The organism is Phorcysia thermohydrogeniphila (assembly GCF_004339575.1).
GTDB classification, from domain to species: Bacteria; Aquificota; Aquificia; order Desulfurobacteriales; family Desulfurobacteriaceae; genus Phorcysia; species Phorcysia thermohydrogeniphila.
On the sequence record NZ_SMFV01000005.1, the window covers coordinates 60,407 to 78,973 of the forward strand.

The 18,567-nt window shown below is 45.6% G+C and carries 19 protein-coding genes; 11 read left to right on the forward strand and 8 right to left on the reverse strand.

Features of this window, described 5'->3' with window-relative positions; genetic code table 11:
- Window positions 1-53 precede the first annotated feature (53 nt).
- Window positions 54-2,012 carry an anaerobic carbon-monoxide dehydrogenase catalytic subunit gene (gene cooS / locus CLV27_RS07035; RefSeq protein WP_132527246.1) on the reverse strand — a complete coding sequence of 653 codons (1,959 nt, stop codon included), beginning with the start codon at window positions 2,010-2,012 and terminating at the stop codon, window positions 54-56.
- Between the two features lie 150 nt (window positions 2,013-2,162).
- Between cooS and CLV27_RS07040 the strand changes: the two genes are divergently transcribed.
- The 5 genes from CLV27_RS07040 to CLV27_RS07060 all read left to right on the forward strand — a co-directional run bounded on the left by CLV27_RS07040 (window position 2,163) and on the right by CLV27_RS07060 (window position 6,407).
- Window positions 2,163-2,537 (forward strand): NifB/NifX family molybdenum-iron cluster-binding protein, encoded by a 375-nt coding sequence (locus tag CLV27_RS07040; RefSeq protein ID WP_132527248.1) that lies wholly within the window; start codon window positions 2,163-2,165, stop codon window positions 2,535-2,537.
- Between the two features lie 11 nt (window positions 2,538-2,548).
- Window positions 2,549-3,121: a DUF1847 domain-containing protein gene (locus tag CLV27_RS07045; protein ID WP_132527250.1), complete on the forward strand. Its 573-nt coding sequence runs from the start codon at window positions 2,549-2,551 to the stop codon at window positions 3,119-3,121.
- 66 nt (window positions 3,122-3,187) lie between these two features.
- A complete protein-coding gene (topA, locus tag CLV27_RS07050) occupies window positions 3,188-5,287 on the forward strand; it encodes a type I DNA topoisomerase (protein WP_132527252.1) in 2,100 nt (699 codons plus the stop codon).
- Window positions 5,284-5,766, forward strand: coding sequence for a metallophosphoesterase (locus CLV27_RS07055; protein WP_132527254.1), 483 nt, complete (start codon window positions 5,284-5,286; stop codon window positions 5,764-5,766). Before topA ends, CLV27_RS07055 begins: the two co-directional genes overlap by 4 nt.
- Window positions 5,766-6,407 carry a carbonic anhydrase gene (locus CLV27_RS07060; RefSeq protein ID WP_132527256.1) on the forward strand — a complete coding sequence of 214 codons (642 nt, stop codon included), beginning with the start codon at window positions 5,766-5,768 and terminating at the stop codon, window positions 6,405-6,407. The genes CLV27_RS07055 and CLV27_RS07060 overlap by 1 nt, the downstream gene beginning before the upstream one ends.
- On the opposite strand, the gene CLV27_RS07065 is transcribed toward CLV27_RS07060, so the two are convergent.
- The 7 genes from CLV27_RS07065 to CLV27_RS07095 are packed head-to-tail and all read right to left on the reverse strand — an operon-like array spanning window position 6,398 to window position 11,795.
- Window positions 6,398-7,219 carry a DNA polymerase III subunit delta' gene (locus CLV27_RS07065; RefSeq protein ID WP_132527258.1) on the reverse strand — a complete coding sequence of 274 codons (822 nt, stop codon included), beginning with the start codon at window positions 7,217-7,219 and terminating at the stop codon, window positions 6,398-6,400. The genes CLV27_RS07060 and CLV27_RS07065 overlap by 10 nt on opposite strands.
- A gap of 1 nt (window position 7,220) precedes the next feature.
- Window positions 7,221-7,826: a dTMP kinase gene (gene tmk, locus CLV27_RS07070; RefSeq protein WP_132527260.1), complete on the reverse strand. Its 606-nt coding sequence runs from the start codon at window positions 7,824-7,826 to the stop codon at window positions 7,221-7,223.
- A 1-nt stretch (window position 7,827) separates the two neighbouring features.
- Window positions 7,828-9,003: a cation:proton antiporter gene (locus CLV27_RS07075; protein ID WP_132527262.1), complete on the reverse strand. Its 1,176-nt coding sequence runs from the start codon at window positions 9,001-9,003 to the stop codon at window positions 7,828-7,830.
- Window positions 9,003-9,494, reverse strand: a complete 492-nt coding sequence (locus CLV27_RS07080; protein ID WP_132527264.1) for a cation:proton antiporter regulatory subunit — start codon at window positions 9,492-9,494, stop codon at window positions 9,003-9,005. Before CLV27_RS07080 ends, CLV27_RS07075 begins: the two co-directional genes overlap by 1 nt.
- Before the next feature lie 12 nt (window positions 9,495-9,506).
- Entirely contained in the window at window positions 9,507-10,106 is a 600-nt protein-coding gene (locus CLV27_RS07085) for a Tll0287-like domain-containing protein (protein WP_165863707.1), read from the reverse strand.
- A complete protein-coding gene (locus CLV27_RS07090; RefSeq protein WP_132527268.1) occupies window positions 10,106-10,909 on the reverse strand; it encodes a radical SAM protein in 804 nt (267 codons plus the stop codon). The genes CLV27_RS07085 and CLV27_RS07090 overlap by 1 nt, the downstream gene beginning before the upstream one ends.
- On the reverse strand, window positions 10,872-11,795 hold the full coding sequence (locus CLV27_RS07095; protein WP_132527270.1) for a PSP1 domain-containing protein: 924 nt from the start codon (window positions 11,793-11,795) through the stop codon (window positions 10,872-10,874). Before CLV27_RS07095 ends, CLV27_RS07090 begins: the two co-directional genes overlap by 38 nt.
- Window positions 11,796-12,020: 225 nt before the next feature.
- Here CLV27_RS07095 and CLV27_RS07100 point away from each other — a divergent pair, with 225 nt between their 5' ends.
- From CLV27_RS07100 to CLV27_RS07125, 6 genes are all read left to right on the forward strand, one after another.
- Entirely contained in the window at window positions 12,021-13,397 is a 1,377-nt protein-coding gene (locus CLV27_RS07100; RefSeq protein ID WP_132527272.1) for a multiheme c-type cytochrome, read from the forward strand.
- A 71-nt stretch (window positions 13,398-13,468) separates the two neighbouring features.
- Window positions 13,469-14,329 carry a tetratricopeptide repeat protein gene (locus CLV27_RS07105; protein WP_132527274.1) on the forward strand — a complete coding sequence of 287 codons (861 nt, stop codon included), beginning with the start codon at window positions 13,469-13,471 and terminating at the stop codon, window positions 14,327-14,329.
- Entirely contained in the window at window positions 14,330-14,809 is a 480-nt protein-coding gene (locus CLV27_RS07110; RefSeq protein WP_132527276.1) for a tetratricopeptide repeat protein, read from the forward strand. It abuts the gene before it with no gap.
- A gap of 66 nt (window positions 14,810-14,875) precedes the next feature.
- Window positions 14,876-15,418: a cytochrome c3 family protein gene (locus CLV27_RS07115; RefSeq protein WP_132527278.1), complete on the forward strand. Its 543-nt coding sequence runs from the start codon at window positions 14,876-14,878 to the stop codon at window positions 15,416-15,418.
- Between the two features lie 44 nt (window positions 15,419-15,462).
- Window positions 15,463-15,873: a multiheme c-type cytochrome gene (locus CLV27_RS07120; RefSeq protein ID WP_132527280.1), complete on the forward strand. Its 411-nt coding sequence runs from the start codon at window positions 15,463-15,465 to the stop codon at window positions 15,871-15,873.
- A 31-nt stretch (window positions 15,874-15,904) separates the two neighbouring features.
- Window positions 15,905-18,559, forward strand: coding sequence for a molybdopterin oxidoreductase family protein (locus CLV27_RS07125; RefSeq protein WP_132527282.1), 2,655 nt, complete (start codon window positions 15,905-15,907; stop codon window positions 18,557-18,559).
- The last annotated feature ends 8 nt before the right edge of the window (window positions 18,560-18,567 follow it).

Sequence of the window (18,567 nt, forward strand, 5' to 3'; positions counted from 1 at the left end):
CGAAAAATGTAAAACCCCCTCCTAAGAGGAGGGGGCTTGGAGGAGATAGCTGATTATATACCGAGGGCTTCCCTCTTCTTCATGATGTGTTCTTCTATTCCGTTAGCTGCCTGAACTGGGTCATCGCCAACGGCAATCTTACCGCCTGTGAGGCTCTCAACTTCCTCTGTGAGGAGTTTCACGACCTTGTCAGAACCGGTAACTGGAGGAACTGGTGATACGTGGGTATAGAGTCCCATGGCAACAGCAGAGAATCCGTCTATAACGGCCTTCTGCTCCATGTACTCAGGAGCAGTTACCGCTACTGGGAGCTGGGATGGGTCAACACCAAGGGCGTTAGCTATAGCTATAACGGTCATGATAATCCTTCCGGTGTCTGTACACGTTCCAAAGGAAAGAACCGGTGGAATACCGAGGGCCTTGCAGACGCCTGCAAGCTTAGGACCTGCGTACTTATCAACAGCTTCAAGAGTTTCAAGTCCAGCCTTCTGGAGTCCTGCGTTACCGCATCCAGCACCGATTACGAGGATATCCCTCTTAATGAGCTCCTTGGCTATCTGAACGGTCATGCTGTCCTGAGGACCGTTGCCAAGGGAGGTACAGTTAACGAGAGCAACAACTCCCTTAATGTCTCCGCTCTTTATGACTTCAAGGAGTGGATTGAGGCTTCCACCGAGGGCGTTAATGATAGCCTCTGCGGAAAATCCAACAATGGCCTTCTGCTTGAACTTTGATACGTCGGTCTTTGGAGCGTTCTTTCTCTCCTTGAAGTTCTCAATAGCGAGCCTGATTATCTCTTTTGCAATTTCTGTTTCCTTGCCGGGCTTGTACTCAAGTTTAATTGAACCGGGGATACCCATAATGTTTGTAACGGCTATGAGCTTGAACTTGAACTTGTCGGCGTACTCTTTAAGGTTTGCAAGAGAACAGTTCATATCCATTACAAAGGCGTCAACTGCACCAGTTGAGAGGAAGTACTCCATGGATATCCAGTTAGAGGTGAGTCCAACGAAGACGTCGTTGCATTCAAGCCTTGCCATCATTTCTTGACCAGTTTCAATGGAGCCTACTATCCTTATTCCTTTGGCTCCTGCTTCTTTTGCCATTTTTTGGATTTCAGGATCTTGAGCCAGTTTGACGAGGGCCATTCCTACGAAGGGCTCGTGTCCGTTGGGAAGGATGTTTACGTAGTCAGGGTCAAGAACTCCGAAGTCAACCTGACACTCGTGAGGTGAGGGTGTTCCGAATAGGGCGTCTTGAATGAGCTCTAATGGTACAAGTGAACCGAAAGCAGATGCTACACCGTTCCTGAGAGCGGCAAGTGCTAAGGATACGTAATCTCCGTCGATGTTTGTCATTGAGCGGGTAACGGAGTCTACAAGCTCCTGCATTGGACCTTTGGGCATAATGCCGAGCTTTCTGAATACCTCTTTCCTGCTCTCAGGAGCGAGCTTTTCAACGAAGATGGAGGTATCATTCTGGGAAAGGCTGTTAAGAACGCCTTCTGCAACTTTCTTTGCCTTTTCTTCAAGTGGAAGGGACTTATCTACGTCAAGGATGTCGGCAAGGAGGTCTATCTTTGAAGGGTCTTTTATCTCGTATATAGTGTTACCCTTTGCAGTTTCAAGGAGTGTAAGAGCTGCTTCTCTACAGTGGTAGGTGTAGGCTGAAAGTCCCATGTTTGCCTTGATGAGGAGGTTCCTCATAACAATACCGTGAGCATCAATACCACATACGCCCCTTGGAGTTTGAGGTGTTATACGGCATGGACCCATTGAACAGAGTTGACATGAGACACCTTCCTTACAGAACTTACACCTTACTTTTTCCATAGCTTCAAAACGGTCTGCTACGTTGCTGAGCTGGGCCTCTTTTACTTTTTGGTACATGTAGTTAACGCTTTCGTGAAAGCTGGGAACCTTTACTCCTACACCCGTGGCAAGGTCTGTCTCGGTGCAGAAATTTTCTTGATTCTGGTTTTTCTGGTTCCCTTTCTTGAAGAATCCGAACATCTGCTCCTCCTTGGATATTAGGTTTCTCTGATAGAAAATACCAAAGTTTGTTCCTCTGGGCTTTGACTTAAGTCAAATTCTGTATGTAGAACAGATTTAGGTATATTGAACTAAGTTATAATTGTGTAACTGACCAATAGGAGGTGGGTCATGAGAATTGCTGTTCCTGTTCTTGATACAGAAGTTGGTGGAAGGAGGCTTGTTAATGCCCACTTTGGAAAGTCTAACCTCTTTGCCATTGTTGATACCGCCTCTGGTAGCGTTGAGATTGTTGAAAATCCCGGCCTTCACGTAGAGAGGGGAAGAGGCGTTTTTATAGCGGAGATGTTTAAGGAGAAAAAGGTTGATGTTGTTCTCGTTAAGGAGATGGGGCCCGGTGCATTTGACAAGGTGAGAAACCGGTTGGGAATAAAGGTTTACCTCGTTCCGCCAGAGGTGAAGTTCCTTGACGATGCCGTAGAGAAGTTTAAAAGGGGAGAACTCCCAGAGCTCTTAGAGCCAAACGAAGACGAACACAGAGCTTAGAGGCTTAAAAAATGAAGTGTCATAGGTGTTCTTCGCCCGGTTGCTACAGGGAAGGTAAAAAGTGTAAAGAGTTACAGGAGCTTAAAGAGCTCTGCGAGTTTGAAAGGAGACTTCTTGAAGTTTCCTCAGATATAGAGAGGGAGTTTTACTGTAAGCTGACGAGGCTTGAGGAGCTCTTAGAGTTTGCGAATAGGATGGGGTTTAAGAAGGTAGGCATAGCTTTCTGCATAGGACTGTTTGAAGAGGTAAAGTTCGTTGCAGAAGTTTTTGAGCGTCGCGGTTTTGAGGTTTTCTCTGTTGCCTGCAAGGTAGGAGCTATTGACAAGTCAGAGCTTAACCTCAAAAAAATGCAGCCGTGTAAGCTGGAGGCTGCCTGTAATCCTGTAGGTCAGGCGGAAGTTCTTAATGAAGTTGGCACTGAAATGAACGTTATCGTTGGCCTCTGCGTCGGCCACGACATGCTCTTTCAGATGTATTCAAGAGCTCCTGTAACAACGCTGATAGTTAAAGATAGAGTTCTTGCCCACAATCCAGCAGGCGCTATTTACAGCGGATACTACAGAAAGAAACTTCTTGGCCGCTAAAGTAGTTGCTTGTGGAGAGGGAGATACTACATTTGACTTGGTCAAAATAGACTCTAAGGGGACTGAATGGGAAAGAAGAAACTCCTCATAGTTGAGTCTCCGGCTAAAGCGAAGACGATACAGAGGTACTTGGGTAAGGACTTTATAGTTAAGGCCTCTATGGGACACGTGATAGACCTGCCGGAGGATGAGTTCGGCGTTGACATAGAGAAGGGGTTTAAACCCAAGTACGTAACGATAAAGGGCAAGGACAAGGTTTTAAAAGAAATAAGGAAAGCTGCAAAGGAGGCGGAGGAGGTCTTTTTAGCTACAGACCCAGACAGGGAAGGGGAGGCCATAAGCTGGCACATAGCCAACGCCTTAAAGAGGATAAAGAAGGACGGCATCTATCGGGTCAGGTTTCACGAGATAACTAAGAAAGCCATACAGGAGGCCGTGAAAAATCCCGATAAGATAGATGAAAACAAAGTTTACGCCCAGCAGGCAAGACGAATCCTTGACAGAATTGTTGGATACACAATCTCTCCCCTCCTTTCCCGCAGGTTTAAAAAAGCCCTCTCTGCCGGAAGAGTCCAGTCGGTCGCTCTTAGGCTCATCTGCGATAGGGAAGAGGAGATAAGGAACTTTGTCCCGAAAGAGTACTGGACAGTTGAAGAAGTTTTTGTAAAAGAGGGTAAAGACTTCCCTGCAAAGCTCTTCGCAGTTGACGGAAAAAAGCTTGATAAGTTTGACATTCCAGACGAAAAAAGTGCAGAAGAGCTTGTTAAGAGGGCAAAAGAGGCCTCCTTCAAAGTAACGAGGGTAGAGAGAAAGGAGAGAAGACGAAAACCACAGCCTCCTTTTATTACGTCAACTCTCCAGCAGGAGGCATCACGCCGTTTTGGATTCCCTGCAAAACTGACGATGCAGATAGCCCAGCAACTCTACGAAGGTATTGACCTTGGGAATGAGAGGGTTGGTCTTATAACCTACATGAGAACCGACTCTACGAGGGTTTCTGACGAGGCTGTTGAAGAGGTAAGACGCTTTATAAAGGAGGAGCTTGGAGAGGAGTTCCTTCCTAAAACGAAGAGGAGTTATGAGGGTAAGACGCCAAAAACGGCTCAGGATGCTCATGAAGCGATAAGGCCAACCTCTGTTTACAGAACTCCGGAGAGCGTAAAGAAATTCTTAACCCCTGAGCAGTATAAGCTCTACGACCTTATCTGGCGTAGGTTTGTCGCCTCTCAGATGAAAGATGCCGTTTTCAATACTGTTTCCGTTGATATAGAGGGAGGAGGTCTCACCTTCAGAGCGACGGGTAGCACCTTAAAGGAGGAAGGTTTCCTAAAAGTTTACCCGATTGAGTTTGAGGAGAAGCTCCTACCCGATTTAGAGGAGGGAGACAAGGTAGTCCTAAAAGAGGTAAAAGGAGTTCAACACTTCACAGAGCCACCTCCACGTTACACAGAGGGAACGCTCGTAAAGGCCCTTGAAGAGGAAGGTGTTGGAAGGCCTTCTACCTACGCGACGATAATTTCTAACATTATCCAGAGAGGCTACGTTAAAAAGGAAAAGCAAAAGCTCGTCCCGACAGAGCTCGGGGAGTTCATTAACTCCCTCTTAAAAAAGCTGTTCCCAAAAATTGTTGACGTGAAGTTTACGGCCAACATTGAGGAGGAGCTTGACAAGATAGAGGAGGGAAAGAAGGACTGGAAGGAGCTCCTTTCTGAGTTCTACTTCGGAGAGTTTAAGGGACTCTTAGAAAAGGCGGAGAAAGAGCTTAAAAAATTAAAAGGTGAGGAAATTGGTAGGGAGTGTCCTGAGTGTGGCGCTCCTCTCCTTAAAATTCACGGAAGATTCGGAACATTTATAGCGTGCTCAGCCTATCCGGAGTGTAAGTACAAAGAGTCTTCCGCTGAAGAACCAGAAAAAACGGGAGAAAAGTGTCCTGAGTGTGGCGCTGACCTTGTCATAAAGAGCGGTAAATATGGTAGATTTATAGCGTGTTCGGCTTACCCCAACTGCAAGTACACTGCGCCCTTTACTTACGGTAAGTGTCCAAAGTGTGGAGAGGGTGATATAGTTGAAAGGAGGAGTAAAAAGGGTAAGAAGTTCTACGGCTGTAGCCGATATCCGGATTGCGACTTTACGGCAAGCCAACCACCTAAAGGGGATGGGAAGTGAGGATAGCCGTTATCTCCGATTCTCACGATAACCTGAAGAAGTTGGAGCAGTTTCTTAAAACTGTTAACGAAGAAGGAGTTGACCTCGTTATTCACTGTGGTGACTTCGTATCTCCCTTTTCTGTAAAGTTCCTGCTTTCAAACCTTAAGTGTGATTTCATTGGTGTTTTCGGGAACAACGACGGAGAGATAGCCGGCCTTTTAAAGGTATCGGGAGGGCTTATAGAAAAACCTCCCGTTGCGAAGGTTATAGATGGACAGCGTTTTGCCCTGATGCACGAGCCCTACCTTCTGGAGTCGGTTGCAAGGTCTGGAAACTTTGACTACGTTCTCTACGGTCACACCCACGAGATTGACACCCGCGTTATAGGTAGCTGCCAGATAGTTAACCCGGGAGAGCTCTGCGGTTACCTTACCGGTAAATCTTCCTTTGCTATACTTGATACCGCTCAAAACTCCGTGGAAATAAGAGTTTTCTGATGGAAGCTATAAAGGTAATAGAGAAGCTCCTCGTAAGGGACTGCGTAGTAAAGGAAAAGGCTGGAAGGTGTGACTGTTGCATAGTTTGTGCCTCTTCTATGGTGTGGAGGCTCGTCCTGCTCTTTCCAGAAAGCTACATCGTTTCAAACGCCGCTGCTCAGGTCTTCCCTAACCTAACCTCCATTTACTACGCCGTTCGTGACCTGCACGTTCCCGTGGTTGCCGTTACGGGCTCAACGGCTGTTAACCTTGAAAAGTTCGTAGGCTTTGACTTTCAGGCTGCAGAGGTTGAGTTTAAGCTCCTGAGGAAGATTTACGAGGAGAACGTTGACATTCTATTCCCCCTCTACGAGGGGGACTCAAAGAGCCTGAACGCTGCCCTCATGGAGATAAACATAGACGTTCAGATAGAGAAACTCCTCTCAATTCCTGAATTTGAGAGCCTTGTATCTAAGGGGGAGCTTTACTTGTGTGGCCTCGTCCTTGACGAGACGAAGGTTTACGGTGAAAAGGTAGCCTTTTACCTTATCAACTTTAACGGCGTTAAGGACCCTGAGGAGATAAGGAATCACGACCTCTTAGAGGAAATTCCAGAAGCTATCAGGAAGCAGAAGGTAAAAAGGATTCACGTTCAGTTCTGATTCCCGAGAAGAACTTCTATTAGCATCCACTCTATAACCGATTGGGGTTTCCCGTAGAATTTCAAGAACTCCCTTCCCCTCTTTATTGCGCTGTACCACTTAATTATTGTGTCCTTTTGTGACAGGAGGTTCTCAAGGGCGTTTAGGAACAGCAGGGTTTCTTCACGGGAGAGCTTTGAAAAGTTTGCAGAGAACTTTACTATCCCTTTGAGTCTATCCTTAGACCTCATAAGGTTTAAGAACTCCTGAACGAGCTCTGGGACGGAGCTCTCAGAGAGCCTAACGGCCATTCCGGCACTGCCGTTTGAGAGTTTAATAACCCTTTTGTCAGGGGTTATTCCAAGTCTTTCCAAGATATACTCAACGTTAGCGTCACTGAGCCTTCCAAACCGAAAAATCCTACACCTTGAGCGAAGGGTAGGAAGGACCGACTGCTCACTCTTTGCCACTAAAACTATGTATCCGTAGTCTGGAGGTTCTTCTAAGGTTTTAAGAAGGGCGTTTGCAGCCTCTCCTCTCATCTCATCTGCATTGTCTATAACAACTCCCTTGCCTTTACCTGAAGTAGGTTTTGTAAAGAGCCAAGAGGAGACTTCCCTTACCTCCTCAATGGTTGCAGGCTTTTCGCTCCCTATTACTTTTACGTTGAGAGAAGAGTCTGCTATAAGCGTTAGTGTCTCAACCGCTATGAGCTTTTTCCCGACCCCTTCAGGTCCTACAAAGAGGGAGCTCTGTGGGAACATACGGGAGTTAATGAGGGTTTTTATTACGCTGAGCTGTTTTGAGTGTCCGACAACGGTGCTTAGAGGCAACCTACAGCCTCCTTACAACTTGGTTAAGAACCTCAGAGAAGATAGTTCCTTTCTCCTTAGTTCCATCAATAACTACTATTCTATCTGGGTTTTCCTCTGCAATTTTCAAGAATCCTTCCCTTACTCTCTGGTGGAATTGTAGGGGTTCTTCTTCAAGGCGGTCTTTTTTCTTGGCCTTAATCCTTGAAAGTCCAACCTCTACCGGAACGTCAAGTAAAAAGGTTATATCCGGTTCAATGTCTCCTGTGGCCTCTTTATTCATTGAGGTGATTAAGTGTATGGGTAATCCCCTACCGTAGCCCTGATAGGCTAAAGTAGAGTCTGAAAACCTGTCGCAGATAACAATGATTCCTTTTTGAAGGGAAGGTTTAATCAAATTTTCTACGTGGAATCCCCTTGCTGCAATGTAGAGGCAGAGCTCTGCAAAAGCAGGAAATTTCTCGTTATGGTGCTTTAGTATAAAGTTCCTAATCTCTTCAGCAGCCTCTGTTCCTCCCGGTTCACGGGTTAGTAAAGCTTTATACCCGTTTTCCTTAAGCCACTCGTAGAGGAGCTTTGCCTGTGTGCTTTTCCCACAGCCTTCTATACCTTCAAAGGTTATGAACATCTTAGTCCCCCAAGAGCTGAGAGCGAGTGAGTTTGCTCTTCTTCTTTGGCTTTTTCTTAAAGAAGAGGTTGAGAATTCTACCCGATTCTTTCATTGCAATTGAGCCGAGGCTTGCAGAGAGTAAAACGTAGGCAGCTGTTAGAGGAACAAGCTCCGGCTTTGTAGCTGCAACAAGGATTGAAAACTCTCCACGGGGCAGTAGCATAAGTCCAGCAGAGAGTCCCCTCTTAGTTCCCAGTTTGTAGAGCCTTACTGCTACTATTCCAGTGGCGATTTTTGCTACGAAAGAAATGATTAGTAACACGGTTAGCGGTAGCACTATGGAAGTTGAAAAAGATGTTAGGTCTATTGAGAGACCGAAAGCGAGGAAGAAGAGAGCTCCAAAAAGGTCCCTGTAGGGTATAACGACCGACTCAATCTGTTCTTTGTAAGAGCTTTCTGCAAAGAGCATTCCTGCAACGAAGGCTCCGATGGACTCAGACAGTCCAAAGCCGAAGGTGACCTCAACAGCCAAGAAAAGGACTGTTGCTGTGAAAAGGACTGTGAACTCTGTGGAGCTCCCAAAAGTTTTGAAGGCGTAGTCAACAAACTTATTTAGGTTTTTAATGGCAATAAAGGCGATGGCAATAAAGAGGGAAACCTTTATAAGGACTTTCACGACCCCTTCGGGGGAGGGAGCTCCACCTGAAAAGCTCATCAAGATAGCTAAAAGAACGGCTGCTGCTATGTCCTCAAACACGAGAATTGACAGGACGGTTTCTACCTCTGGGTTTGCAAGCTTTTTAAGGTCTATTAGGAGCTTAGAGACTATTGCCGAGGAGCTAGGGTAAAGGACAACGCTAATAACAAGGGAAGTAAAGCTGTCAAAACCTAAGAGTTTAGCTACAAGGAATACAGGTAGGGTGTTAAATACCAAGTCAATAAAGCCGACGGAAAGGATTGCCCTAAGGTTTTTTTCAAGCTCCGCTATAGAGAACTCTAAGCCTATGAAAAATAGCAGAAGTATTACGCCGAGAACTTCAAATATATGGGGTTCGTGCACGTGGAAAGCTAAGGAAAACACTATTCCCGCAACTATGTAGATAGGTATGACCGGAAACCTTAGCTTGGAAGAGATTATGTAGGAAACTGTAAGGACACAGAGAAGGGAGGCTAAAAGAGAAATAAAGTGTTCCATCACTCCTCTTTACCCTCAACGAGTCTAACAAACTTCTTCACGTTCTCAAGAGAGCCGACAACGACTATGGTGTCCCCCGGCTGTAAGGGAAAGAGGGGAGAAGGAGAAACGATAATGTTCTCCTCCCTTATTATTGCGACCACTATTACGCCGTAGTTTTTCCTTATCTCAAGCTCTTTTAGACTTTTACCGACGAGGAAGGAGCCTTCGGGGATTTTTATCCACTCAAAGGCTAAGTGTTTCATAAGGAAACCTATTTTCTCTTCATCTGAAGTGGGCTGGAAGAGAGCGCCAACTAAGATTGTTCCGAGGGTTCTTGCCTCCTCGTCGGTAAGTTCAATTACTGCTGTTGGCTCTTCGTTCTCATCCTCAAAATAGTAAATCTCCCTTTTTCCGGTATGGTGGATAACGATGACTATTGTGTCACCGTTTTCTGTCTTTATTGAGTATTTTTTTCCTATTCCCGGGAGCTCCCCTTCCTTTACAAACATTTTCCACTCCTTCTAACTTTTAAGTTTGTCCTCAGGAATAACCACCTTACAGGCTCCTCTTAGGTCTCCTGCCTTAAAGTTGAGAGCTCTGTCTTTTGGGTATTTCTTCCTTATAACCTCAAGAATTTCCTTGTCCATATTTTCAGGGTTTCCGTGACACTTAAGGCAGAATGGAGCTACCTTAAGCGGTTTGTAGTAAACGTAGTAAATCTTACCTCCCTTTTTTATCGCAGTTACGTAGTAGGGTGGAAGGTTACCTTCCTTTAACTTCTCCTCAAAGAACCTTAGAACTTTTTCATCAAGCTTATCCGGTTTGTGCTTGGGATTCCTATACTTAATGGCAACCCTTGTTACTTTTATACCGTTTAGCTCAGAGTTAACTTCTTCCTCTATTTTACTTGCCCTCTCGGCGCAAAAACTTACTGCCCCTGCAAGTCCTCCCTCGCTTATGGCCGTCTTAAAGTTTTTCATCAGCTCTCCTCTTAGCTTTGCCATTGCCTCTTGTGCTACCGTTTTTACTTGATTGACCTTTTCTGGGGAAACCTCAACCGTCTCCTCGTGAATGCACGAAGAAAAGAGGAGTGTAAAAGCGATAACTACTGCTCTTTTCATCATACCCTCCTCGCAATCGTTAGAGTTCCGCACCCACCCAGTTTATCGGTTCGGAATCTATTACTTAGAGTTACCCTTACGCCAAAGCTCCTTAAAAAGAGGAAGGTCCTTTCGTACTCCTCCTTCGTTACAGCTTTAAGGCTTTTTCCCTCTACTTCGTTGTACATCATGAGCATAACTGTAAACCTGTGTTTAAGGGCAGTTTCAGCGAGTAGCTTTAGGTTTTCTCTGTCGTCGTTTAGGTCCTTTATAAGAAGGTATCCGAGCTGAAACTTTTTTCTGCGGGAAGAGGAGGAGGTTGAAAGGTGTTCTTCAATGGCGTTGAGGAGCTCCTCTAATTTTTCTATCTTCTTAAAGATTTTCTTTCTCGTTTCCTCTTTAATTCCGTGTACCGATAGGGTTAACCCGTTATGGTTAAGTCTGATGAGCTCCTTAAAACCTTCAATCGGGTACCCTGTAGTGCTTATCGTTACCTTTAGGCCTCTTTCCCTAAAGTAGTTGACTGCCCTCGCAACGTTCTCAACGTTTAACGCCGGCTCACCTATACCGGCAATGGCAATTCCCTTGATGGGTAGTTTCTCTTTAAGTAGCTCGTACTGGGCAACGATCTCTTCAAAGGATAGGTTTCTAAAGAAGCCCTTACTTCCGGAGGCGCAGAAAGCACAACCGATGGGACACCCAACCTGTGTAGAAATACAGAGCCTCTCTCCCTTGTAGAAAACTGACTCTACCCTATAACCGTCAGAAGTTTCGTATATGAAGAGCCTATTCAGAGGACTCCTCAGCTCCTTGACTATTCTCATTTCCTATTACTCCCGCTCTCGTAAAACACTTAAACCTGTCGTCCTGTTTTTCTTTTAACTTTTCAATATATTCGTTCCACTGCTCTTCTGTTAGGAAAAGCCTGATGGGGAAATGTTTTTTCCTTCCGTCTTCAAGCTCTACGGTCATTATCTCTAAGGGAACGTTTATATCGGCAACTTTACCCTTTCCTTCTGGCGTTTCAACAGTTTCACCAATTTCAGGGAGAAACTGCCTTACGTAGTAGTTGGCCTCCTCAAACTTGAGGCAACACATGAGCCTTCCGCAGGCACCGGAGAGCTTTGCAGGGTTGGGAGGGAGTCCTTGGAGCCTTGCAAGGTTTAGTGATACTGAGTCAAAACACTCAAGGAAGTCCTTACAGCAGCAGACTCTACCGCACATTCCAACAGCACCGAGCATTTTAACTTCATCCCGAACGCCTATCTGGCGGAGTTCTATCCTTGTCCTAAAGTGGGCAGCAAGGTCCCTCACCAATTGCCTGAAGTCAACCCTTGACTCTGCGGTAAAGTAGAAGACTATCCGCTCTTTGTTGAGCGTTGCGTAGGCCCTTATTAGTTTCATAGGAAGCTGATGTTTTTCAACTTTTTCCTTGCAGACTTCAAGGGCATCCACTGCAAACAGCTCGTTTTCTGTAGCCCTGTTTATATCTTCTTCTGTGGCTAACCTTATTACTTTATAGAGTGAGTTTTTATCTATGTTGAACTTCCTGAGGGCTTCTTCGTCAAAGGGGTAAGAGTTTAGAACCTTAACAACCTCTTCACCCCTGTCAGTTTTCACAACTACTCTCTGTCCGTAGGTGAACCTTTCTGAAGAGGTTGCAAGTCCGGTTTTTTCTGTGTCTGGGTACTTAAACTTTACTATCAGCATCCTGTCTCCCTGTTTTGAAGCTTTTCCTACATGGTCAAGTATAGGATAAAACTGCAGGAGAACAACTTGCTCTTTTTGATGGAATCAGTATAAGAATACAATGAATAAGGAATGTTTTATATACGTACGACCAGATTATTTGACTAAGATAAATGTTTGACACCTTGAAATTTGTGTGTATAATTTTTCACCAGAGGAGATTAAAACTATCAAAGGAGGGACAGCATGAAGGGGAAGCTCAGCAAGCTCCGCACAGGGCTGCTGGCGGTAACCTTTGCTGCTGCAGCAGTAATTGGTCTTAATACTACCGACGCCAGCGCAGCCCTAAGGAAAATCTCACCTCAGACTCAGGCATGCCTTGGGTGTCACAAGAGCATGAACCCAGCTCTTGTTCAGCAGTGGGGAGTCAGCAGACACGCTGAATCAGGTGTTGGTTGCTACGAGTGTCATATGGCAAACAAGAACGACAAAGACGCCTTCCAGCACTTTGGCTTCACCATTTCCACGATTGTATCCCCACTTGACTGTGGAAAGTGTCACCCCAAAGAGGCTAAGGAAGTTACAGAATCCCACCATGCCAAGGCTGCTCAGTTCGTAGGTTCTCTTGACAACGTTCTCGGTAGGATAGTAGAGGGAGAGGCCCTCTTTAACCTCGGATGTGCTCAGTGTCACGGAAGGGTCATACCTGTTAAGAACGGCCTTCCAATTATGGGTCCATGGCCTAACGAAGGTATCGGAAGGGTTAACCCAGACGGTTCTAAAGGAAACTGTGCTGCATGTCACTTCAGGCACAGCTTCAGCCTGAAGCAGGTTCGTAAGCCTGACATGTGTGGTAAGTGTCACCAAGGACCTGACCATCCACAGATTGAGATTTGGGAGCTCTCCAAGCACGGTATTGCTTACAAGTCCCACGAGTCTGAAATTGAGCAGACCCTTGACAGGGCTAAGTGGGTTCTTGGAGAGGACTACTATCAGGCTCCAAACTGTGTAACCTGTCACATGGGTGCTTCTGTAACTGGTGCTAAGGCAACCCACGACGTAGGTGCAAGGCTCTCTTGGACTTTAAGACCACCAATCTCCAAGCACAAGCCTAACTGGGAAGCTAAGCGTGCTGAAATGAAGAAGGTCTGCCAAGCTTGCCACCAGAAAGTATGGGTAGACGCCTTCTACTACCAGTTTGACAACCTCGTTAAGCTCTACAACGAGAAGTTCGCTATTCCTGCTAACAAGATTATGAAGTTCCTCAAGAGCAGGAAACTCATTGACCCAACACCGTTTAACGAGAGGATTGAGTGGACCTACTTCTACCTCTGGCACCATGAGGGTCGTAGGGCACGTCACGGTGCTTCTATGATGGCTCCTGACTGGACTCACTGGCACGGTCTCTATGAAGTTGCCGAAAGGTTCTACTTTGAGCTTATCCCAGAGGCCGATAAGATTGTAGCTGAGAAGGGCTCAAGGGCTGACAAGAGGGCTTGGAAGAAGTTCAAGGAAGAGCTCTTCAGCAGGCCTGAGCACAAGTGGTTCAAGGGTATGCCTAAGTCTGAGCTCAGGAAGATTGCTGAGTTCTACATGAAGCGTTACGGACAGACTGCTCAGTAATCCTTTACAGAAGAAACGGGGACGGGGGAAGTACTCCCTCGTCCCCTTAACTATTTTTGGGAGGTTGGAAAGTGAAAAAGTTGCTTTTTTTAGTGGTTTTTACTTCTGTTCTTACCGTTAACTCTTACGGAAACGAAAAAATCAAGTGTCCGGACACTATTTTGAAAGCTCCAGTTTCTTACTTCTACTGTGTCTATAGTGACTACCACAATCACAAGTACGATGAGGGTATAAAAAAAATAAAAAAGGCCATAGAAGATTTAACTCCCCTCTATCTTAACGATAAAAATCAAGAAGTTCCCAATGCGGTCTCAAAGGAAGGACGTTTAAAGGATTCAAAAGTTTATGAGGCCCTTTCAGACCTTCATATGCTCTTGGGGATGTTTTACTACCAGAAGGCCTTAAATATGGATAATCCTTCCGTTTCTAGGAGGTTGTACGGTAAGCTTCAGCAAAAGGGAAAAGTAAATCCATTTGCCCTTTTTGAACTTTTGGAGCTCCACGCTGAAAAGAAGGTGGCTCCCGAGTTTTTTTCCGAAGAAAAGGCAAAGAGGTATAAGGAGCTGCTCAAAGAGTTAAGCTTGAGCGAGGAAGAGTTTAACTCTCTCCTTTCTCAGATCCGAAAGGAAGTAGAAAAGGATGAGAAACTTAGATTTACGCTCATGCAGAAAGCCCTTGAGGAGCTTCAAAAGGCGATTAAATTAAATCCTAAGAATGCAATGGCTTATTACCAGCTGGGCAACTTCTACTCAGGTTCCCTCTCTGAGAGTTCCCCATCAGGTTCTGGCTTCTCTTCAGCCGCTGAAGAGGCTTACTATAAGGCTGCTCTCCTTTTTAAAGAGAAAGGAGATAAAGAAGCTGTAAAAGAGATACTAAAGAAACTGCAGCTACTTAACCCAAAGTCTAAATATCTAAAGGAGCTGAGGTCATAAATGGTGAAGAGATTTGCTTCTATGCTTCTCTTTTCCTTCCTCTTAGGCTGTGCCACCACTCCTCCTCAACCTTCCTTGCAGTCTCCATCTCCAGAATCCACTAAAAAGGTACCTTCTCAAGAGTTACCCCTTACCTACAAGGTTGACGTTAAGAAGCTGAACGAGTGTAAAAGGCACTTGATTTACGTGGACCAGTACATTACGGCCTCAGATTACGATAGTGCTCGCGATGAGCTTAAAGAGGCTGAGAAAGTTTGCTCTCCGGAGGACCCTACGTTTGTTTATCTTAAGGCAGTCTACTATGACGTTGTAGAGGAGAGGGATAAAGCATTTCAACTTTACTACAAGGCTTTGAGGCTATTTATGAAGGATGGTGACATGGGGGGGGCTTTTAAAGCCTACTCCGGTATGTTGTCAATAAAGCCTTTCTCTCCGGAAGTAAAGAAAGTGAAAAAGTATTTTGAAGATGACGACTTTTGATATAGAGAGTTTTATATGTTAAACTTATGGTGCAATATAAGAAATTCCTTTTAGAGGAGGTTTGTTGTGAAAGAGAAGGTTAGAAATCTCATAATAGGTGGGATAGTGGGACTTATAGTAGGTGGAGTAGCCTCCCTAATCTCAGCCCAGATGATTGAAAATACGGCTGAGCCGGAATTCTGTGGTTCCTGTCATGAGATGAAACCAATGTTTGAAGCTTGGGAAAAGGGTCCCCATGGTCCCTTAGGCAACAAGAGGGGGGCAATTAGAGCCGGTTGTGCTGACTGTCACCTGCCTCATACGAGCGTTCTTTCCTACCTGATTAATAAGAGCAAGTTTGGGACTAACGACCTTTTTGCCCATTTCTTTAAAGGAGGCTACGCTGATGACCTTGAACATTGGATAGAGAAAAGGAAGGAGAGGGACCATTACGTCTTTGTATCAAACTGCTATCGCTGCCATACGAACCTTCCTGACAATGTAATGCACCAGAAGCTTGAAAAGGGAGAGATAGAAGGAAATTGCTTAACTTGTCACTGGTATGTAGGACACGGTTTTGATTTTGAAAACGAGCTTAAGAAGTTTTTCAAAGAAGAAAAAAAGGAGTAAAATATAGGTGAATGTAATGAACAAACTATACGGGGAGGTGCAAAGTGAAAGCCAAAGTTTTTATCCTAAGTGCCGGTTTTGCGGTGATGTTGAGTTCTCTCTCATTTGCAGACCAACACCCTTTGCCACCAGATACTATTAGGAGTTTACCTCCGCAGCAACAGCAGTGTAGAGTTTGCCATCAGCAGGTTACACCTAAGGTTTACAAAGAGTGGGCTCATTCAAAACACGCCATTGCTAACGTAAGGTGTTTCCAGTGTCATGGTACATTTGAGGACTTCCACAGGACACCTCCACTTACAAAGTGTATGGCATGTCACTACAACGAAGTTGAAACTATGCAGAAGAACAAGCCCGGTAGCGTTTGTTGGGACTGCCACAAGGAGCATATCTTTGAATTCCACGGACATGGAGTTAAGAAAATTAAGACTGCTAAGGATTTTGGGGTAAAGTAAAATATTAAAAATTTGAATAACGGAGGGTACGATGGGAATTGGAAGGAGAGAATTCCTTAAAAAGAGTGCTGCACTAACGGCAGCATCCTTGGTAGGTATTAACCTGAAGATAAAGGCCGATGGTAAACTTGGAGTAGAGGAAGCTACTGCTGGAGAGAACCTTGCTCAGATACCAGAAGAAGTTAAGCGTTCCCCTGCTTATAAAAAAGAAGGAGAATACGAGTGGGTTAGGGGAGTTTGCCGTTTCTGTGGAACAGGTTGTAAGGTTTGGTTAGGTCTTAAGAATGGAAAACCTGCAGTTATCCGTGGAGAGAAGAATTCTGTCATTAACTTTGGTTTCCTTTGCATGAAAGGAATGCTCTTCTACAAGCTCTTTAGACATCCTGACAGGCTTACCCAGCCTCTCTACAGAAAGAGCAAGAAGGAGCCCTTCAAGCCTATTTCTTGGGAGAAGGCATTTGACATTATCGCTGATGAGATGATTAAGGCTATCAAGAAAGGTGAATGGGGTCCTATGGGATGGACCGGAATTGCCTACTACGGTTCCGGTCAGGCTCTGACAGAAGAGACATACCTCTTCCAGAAGTTCTGGAGATGTCTCGGTTCCAACCATGTAGAGGGTAACCCCAGACTCTGTATGGCATCTGCAGTTGGTGGATACCTCACCTCTTTCGGAACGGATGAGCCAGCAGGAGGTTATGCTGACTTTGAAGAAGCCGATACAATCTTCATCATCGGTTCTAACACGGCAGAGTGTCACCCAATCCTCTACCGTCGTATTATGAGAAGGAAGCTCTCCAACCCGAAAGAGGTTATGGTAATCAACGTTGACCCAAGGGTATCTCCAACTTCCAAGATTGCCGACATCCACCTTCAGTTTAAGCCCGGAACAGATTTGGCTCTCTTAAACGCTATTGCTAACGTTATCATTCAAGAAGGACTCTATGATAAGGAATTTGTAGAGAAGTACTGTTCATTCCACAAGTTTACAAAAGGAAAGGATAAGGTTCCTCTCATAGGTCACCAAGTATCTTTTGAAGAGTACAAGGAGTTCGTATCTAAGTACACCCCTGAGTACGCGGCTGAAGTCTGTGGAGGAAACGTTACTCCTGAGCTTATAAGGAAAGTTGCAAGGAGATTCGCTACTACAAAGACGGTTTCTATCTGGACAATGGGTCTTAACCAGAGGACAAGGGGTGTTTGGGTTAACAACTTGGTAACAAACCTTCACCTACTTACGGGTAACCTTGGTAAGGATGGAGCGGACGCTCTTTCCTTGACTGGACAGCCAAACGCTTGCGGTGGTGTTCGTGAAGGTGGTGGACTCTGTCACATCCTTCCCGGACACAGGGTTGTTAAGAATCCAAAGCACAGAGCTGAGCTTGAGAAGATTTGGGGCGTTCCAAAGGGAACAATTCCTCCAAAGCCCGGTTACCATACAGTTAAGATGTTCTCCGCTATTTCCTACACCGAGGAAGACAAGAAGAGGTTCCCCGGACTTAAACCCATCTACTTCATCTGGGTAAACGAGACCTCTCCCCTTCAGTCCCTCCCGAACATGAGGAGGTTCCGTGAGGGATTCGCAAGGGATGATGTATTCGTTGTCGTAACTGACATCTTCCCAACAAGAACCTCAGAGCTTGCTAATATGATTCTTCCTTGTGCGTTCCACTTTGAGAAGACAGGAGTTTACGGTTGTACGGAGCGTCGTTCACAGCTTACACCGAAGGCCGTTAAGGCTCCCGGTCAGGCAATGCCAGAGCTCTGGATGCTTGTACAGCTTGGACAGGTCCTTGCTAAGAAACTCAGGAAGGAGAGAGATCCGAAGCTTCGTGCAAGAGCTAAGACCATTTACCAGTGCGTAGCTCCATTTATTGAAGCTGCTAAGAGAGATCCATGGTGGGAGCTCTCCAAGAAGGTTTGGGAGGAGTACGCTCAGCGTGTAACCAAAGGAAGGGATTCTACACTTGCAGGTGCTACTTATGAGGTTCTCCTTGAAAGGCCCGACGGTGTTCAGTGGCCTGCTCCTACAGTTGAGATTGCAAGGAAAGGAGGAACTCTCAGAAGGTTCGTCGTTGGAAAGGACCCACTTGCTACCGAGTTTGCTAAGAAGCACGGACTTACCGACTGGAAGATTATTGACTACGGTCACCTCCACAAAGACCACAAGTTCTGGATTTGGCTCAGGCCTTACAAGGGACCTGCTGAGCCACCAGATGCTGAGTATCCGTTCTACCTCTCAACAGGTAGGGTTATTGACCACTGGCATACCGGTTCTATGACAGGCCGTATCCGTGAACTTGCAGGTGACTATCCTCATACTTGGATTGAAATTAACCCGAAAGATGCTCAGAGGCTTGGAATTCAGCCGGGAGACCTTGTTCTCCTTGAGACTCGCCGTGGAAGGAACATCCTTCCTGCGAGAATCTCTACAGAAGAAGGTCCAATGGAAGGAATGGTCTTCGTTTACTGGTACGACCAGTCTAAGGACAGGATGATTAACTTCTGTACGATAGATGCTTTTGACCCCGGCTCCAAGCAGCCTGAGTTCAAAATCTGTGCTTGCCGTATCAAGAAGTACGCTCCAGCAAAGCCCCTCAAGCAGTTCCTCGTTAAGCTTGAGAAGGTTAGCGGCGGTTACCTCCACAACTCCGAGATTGATAAGAGCCAGAAACACCCTGTTTAAAGAGGATG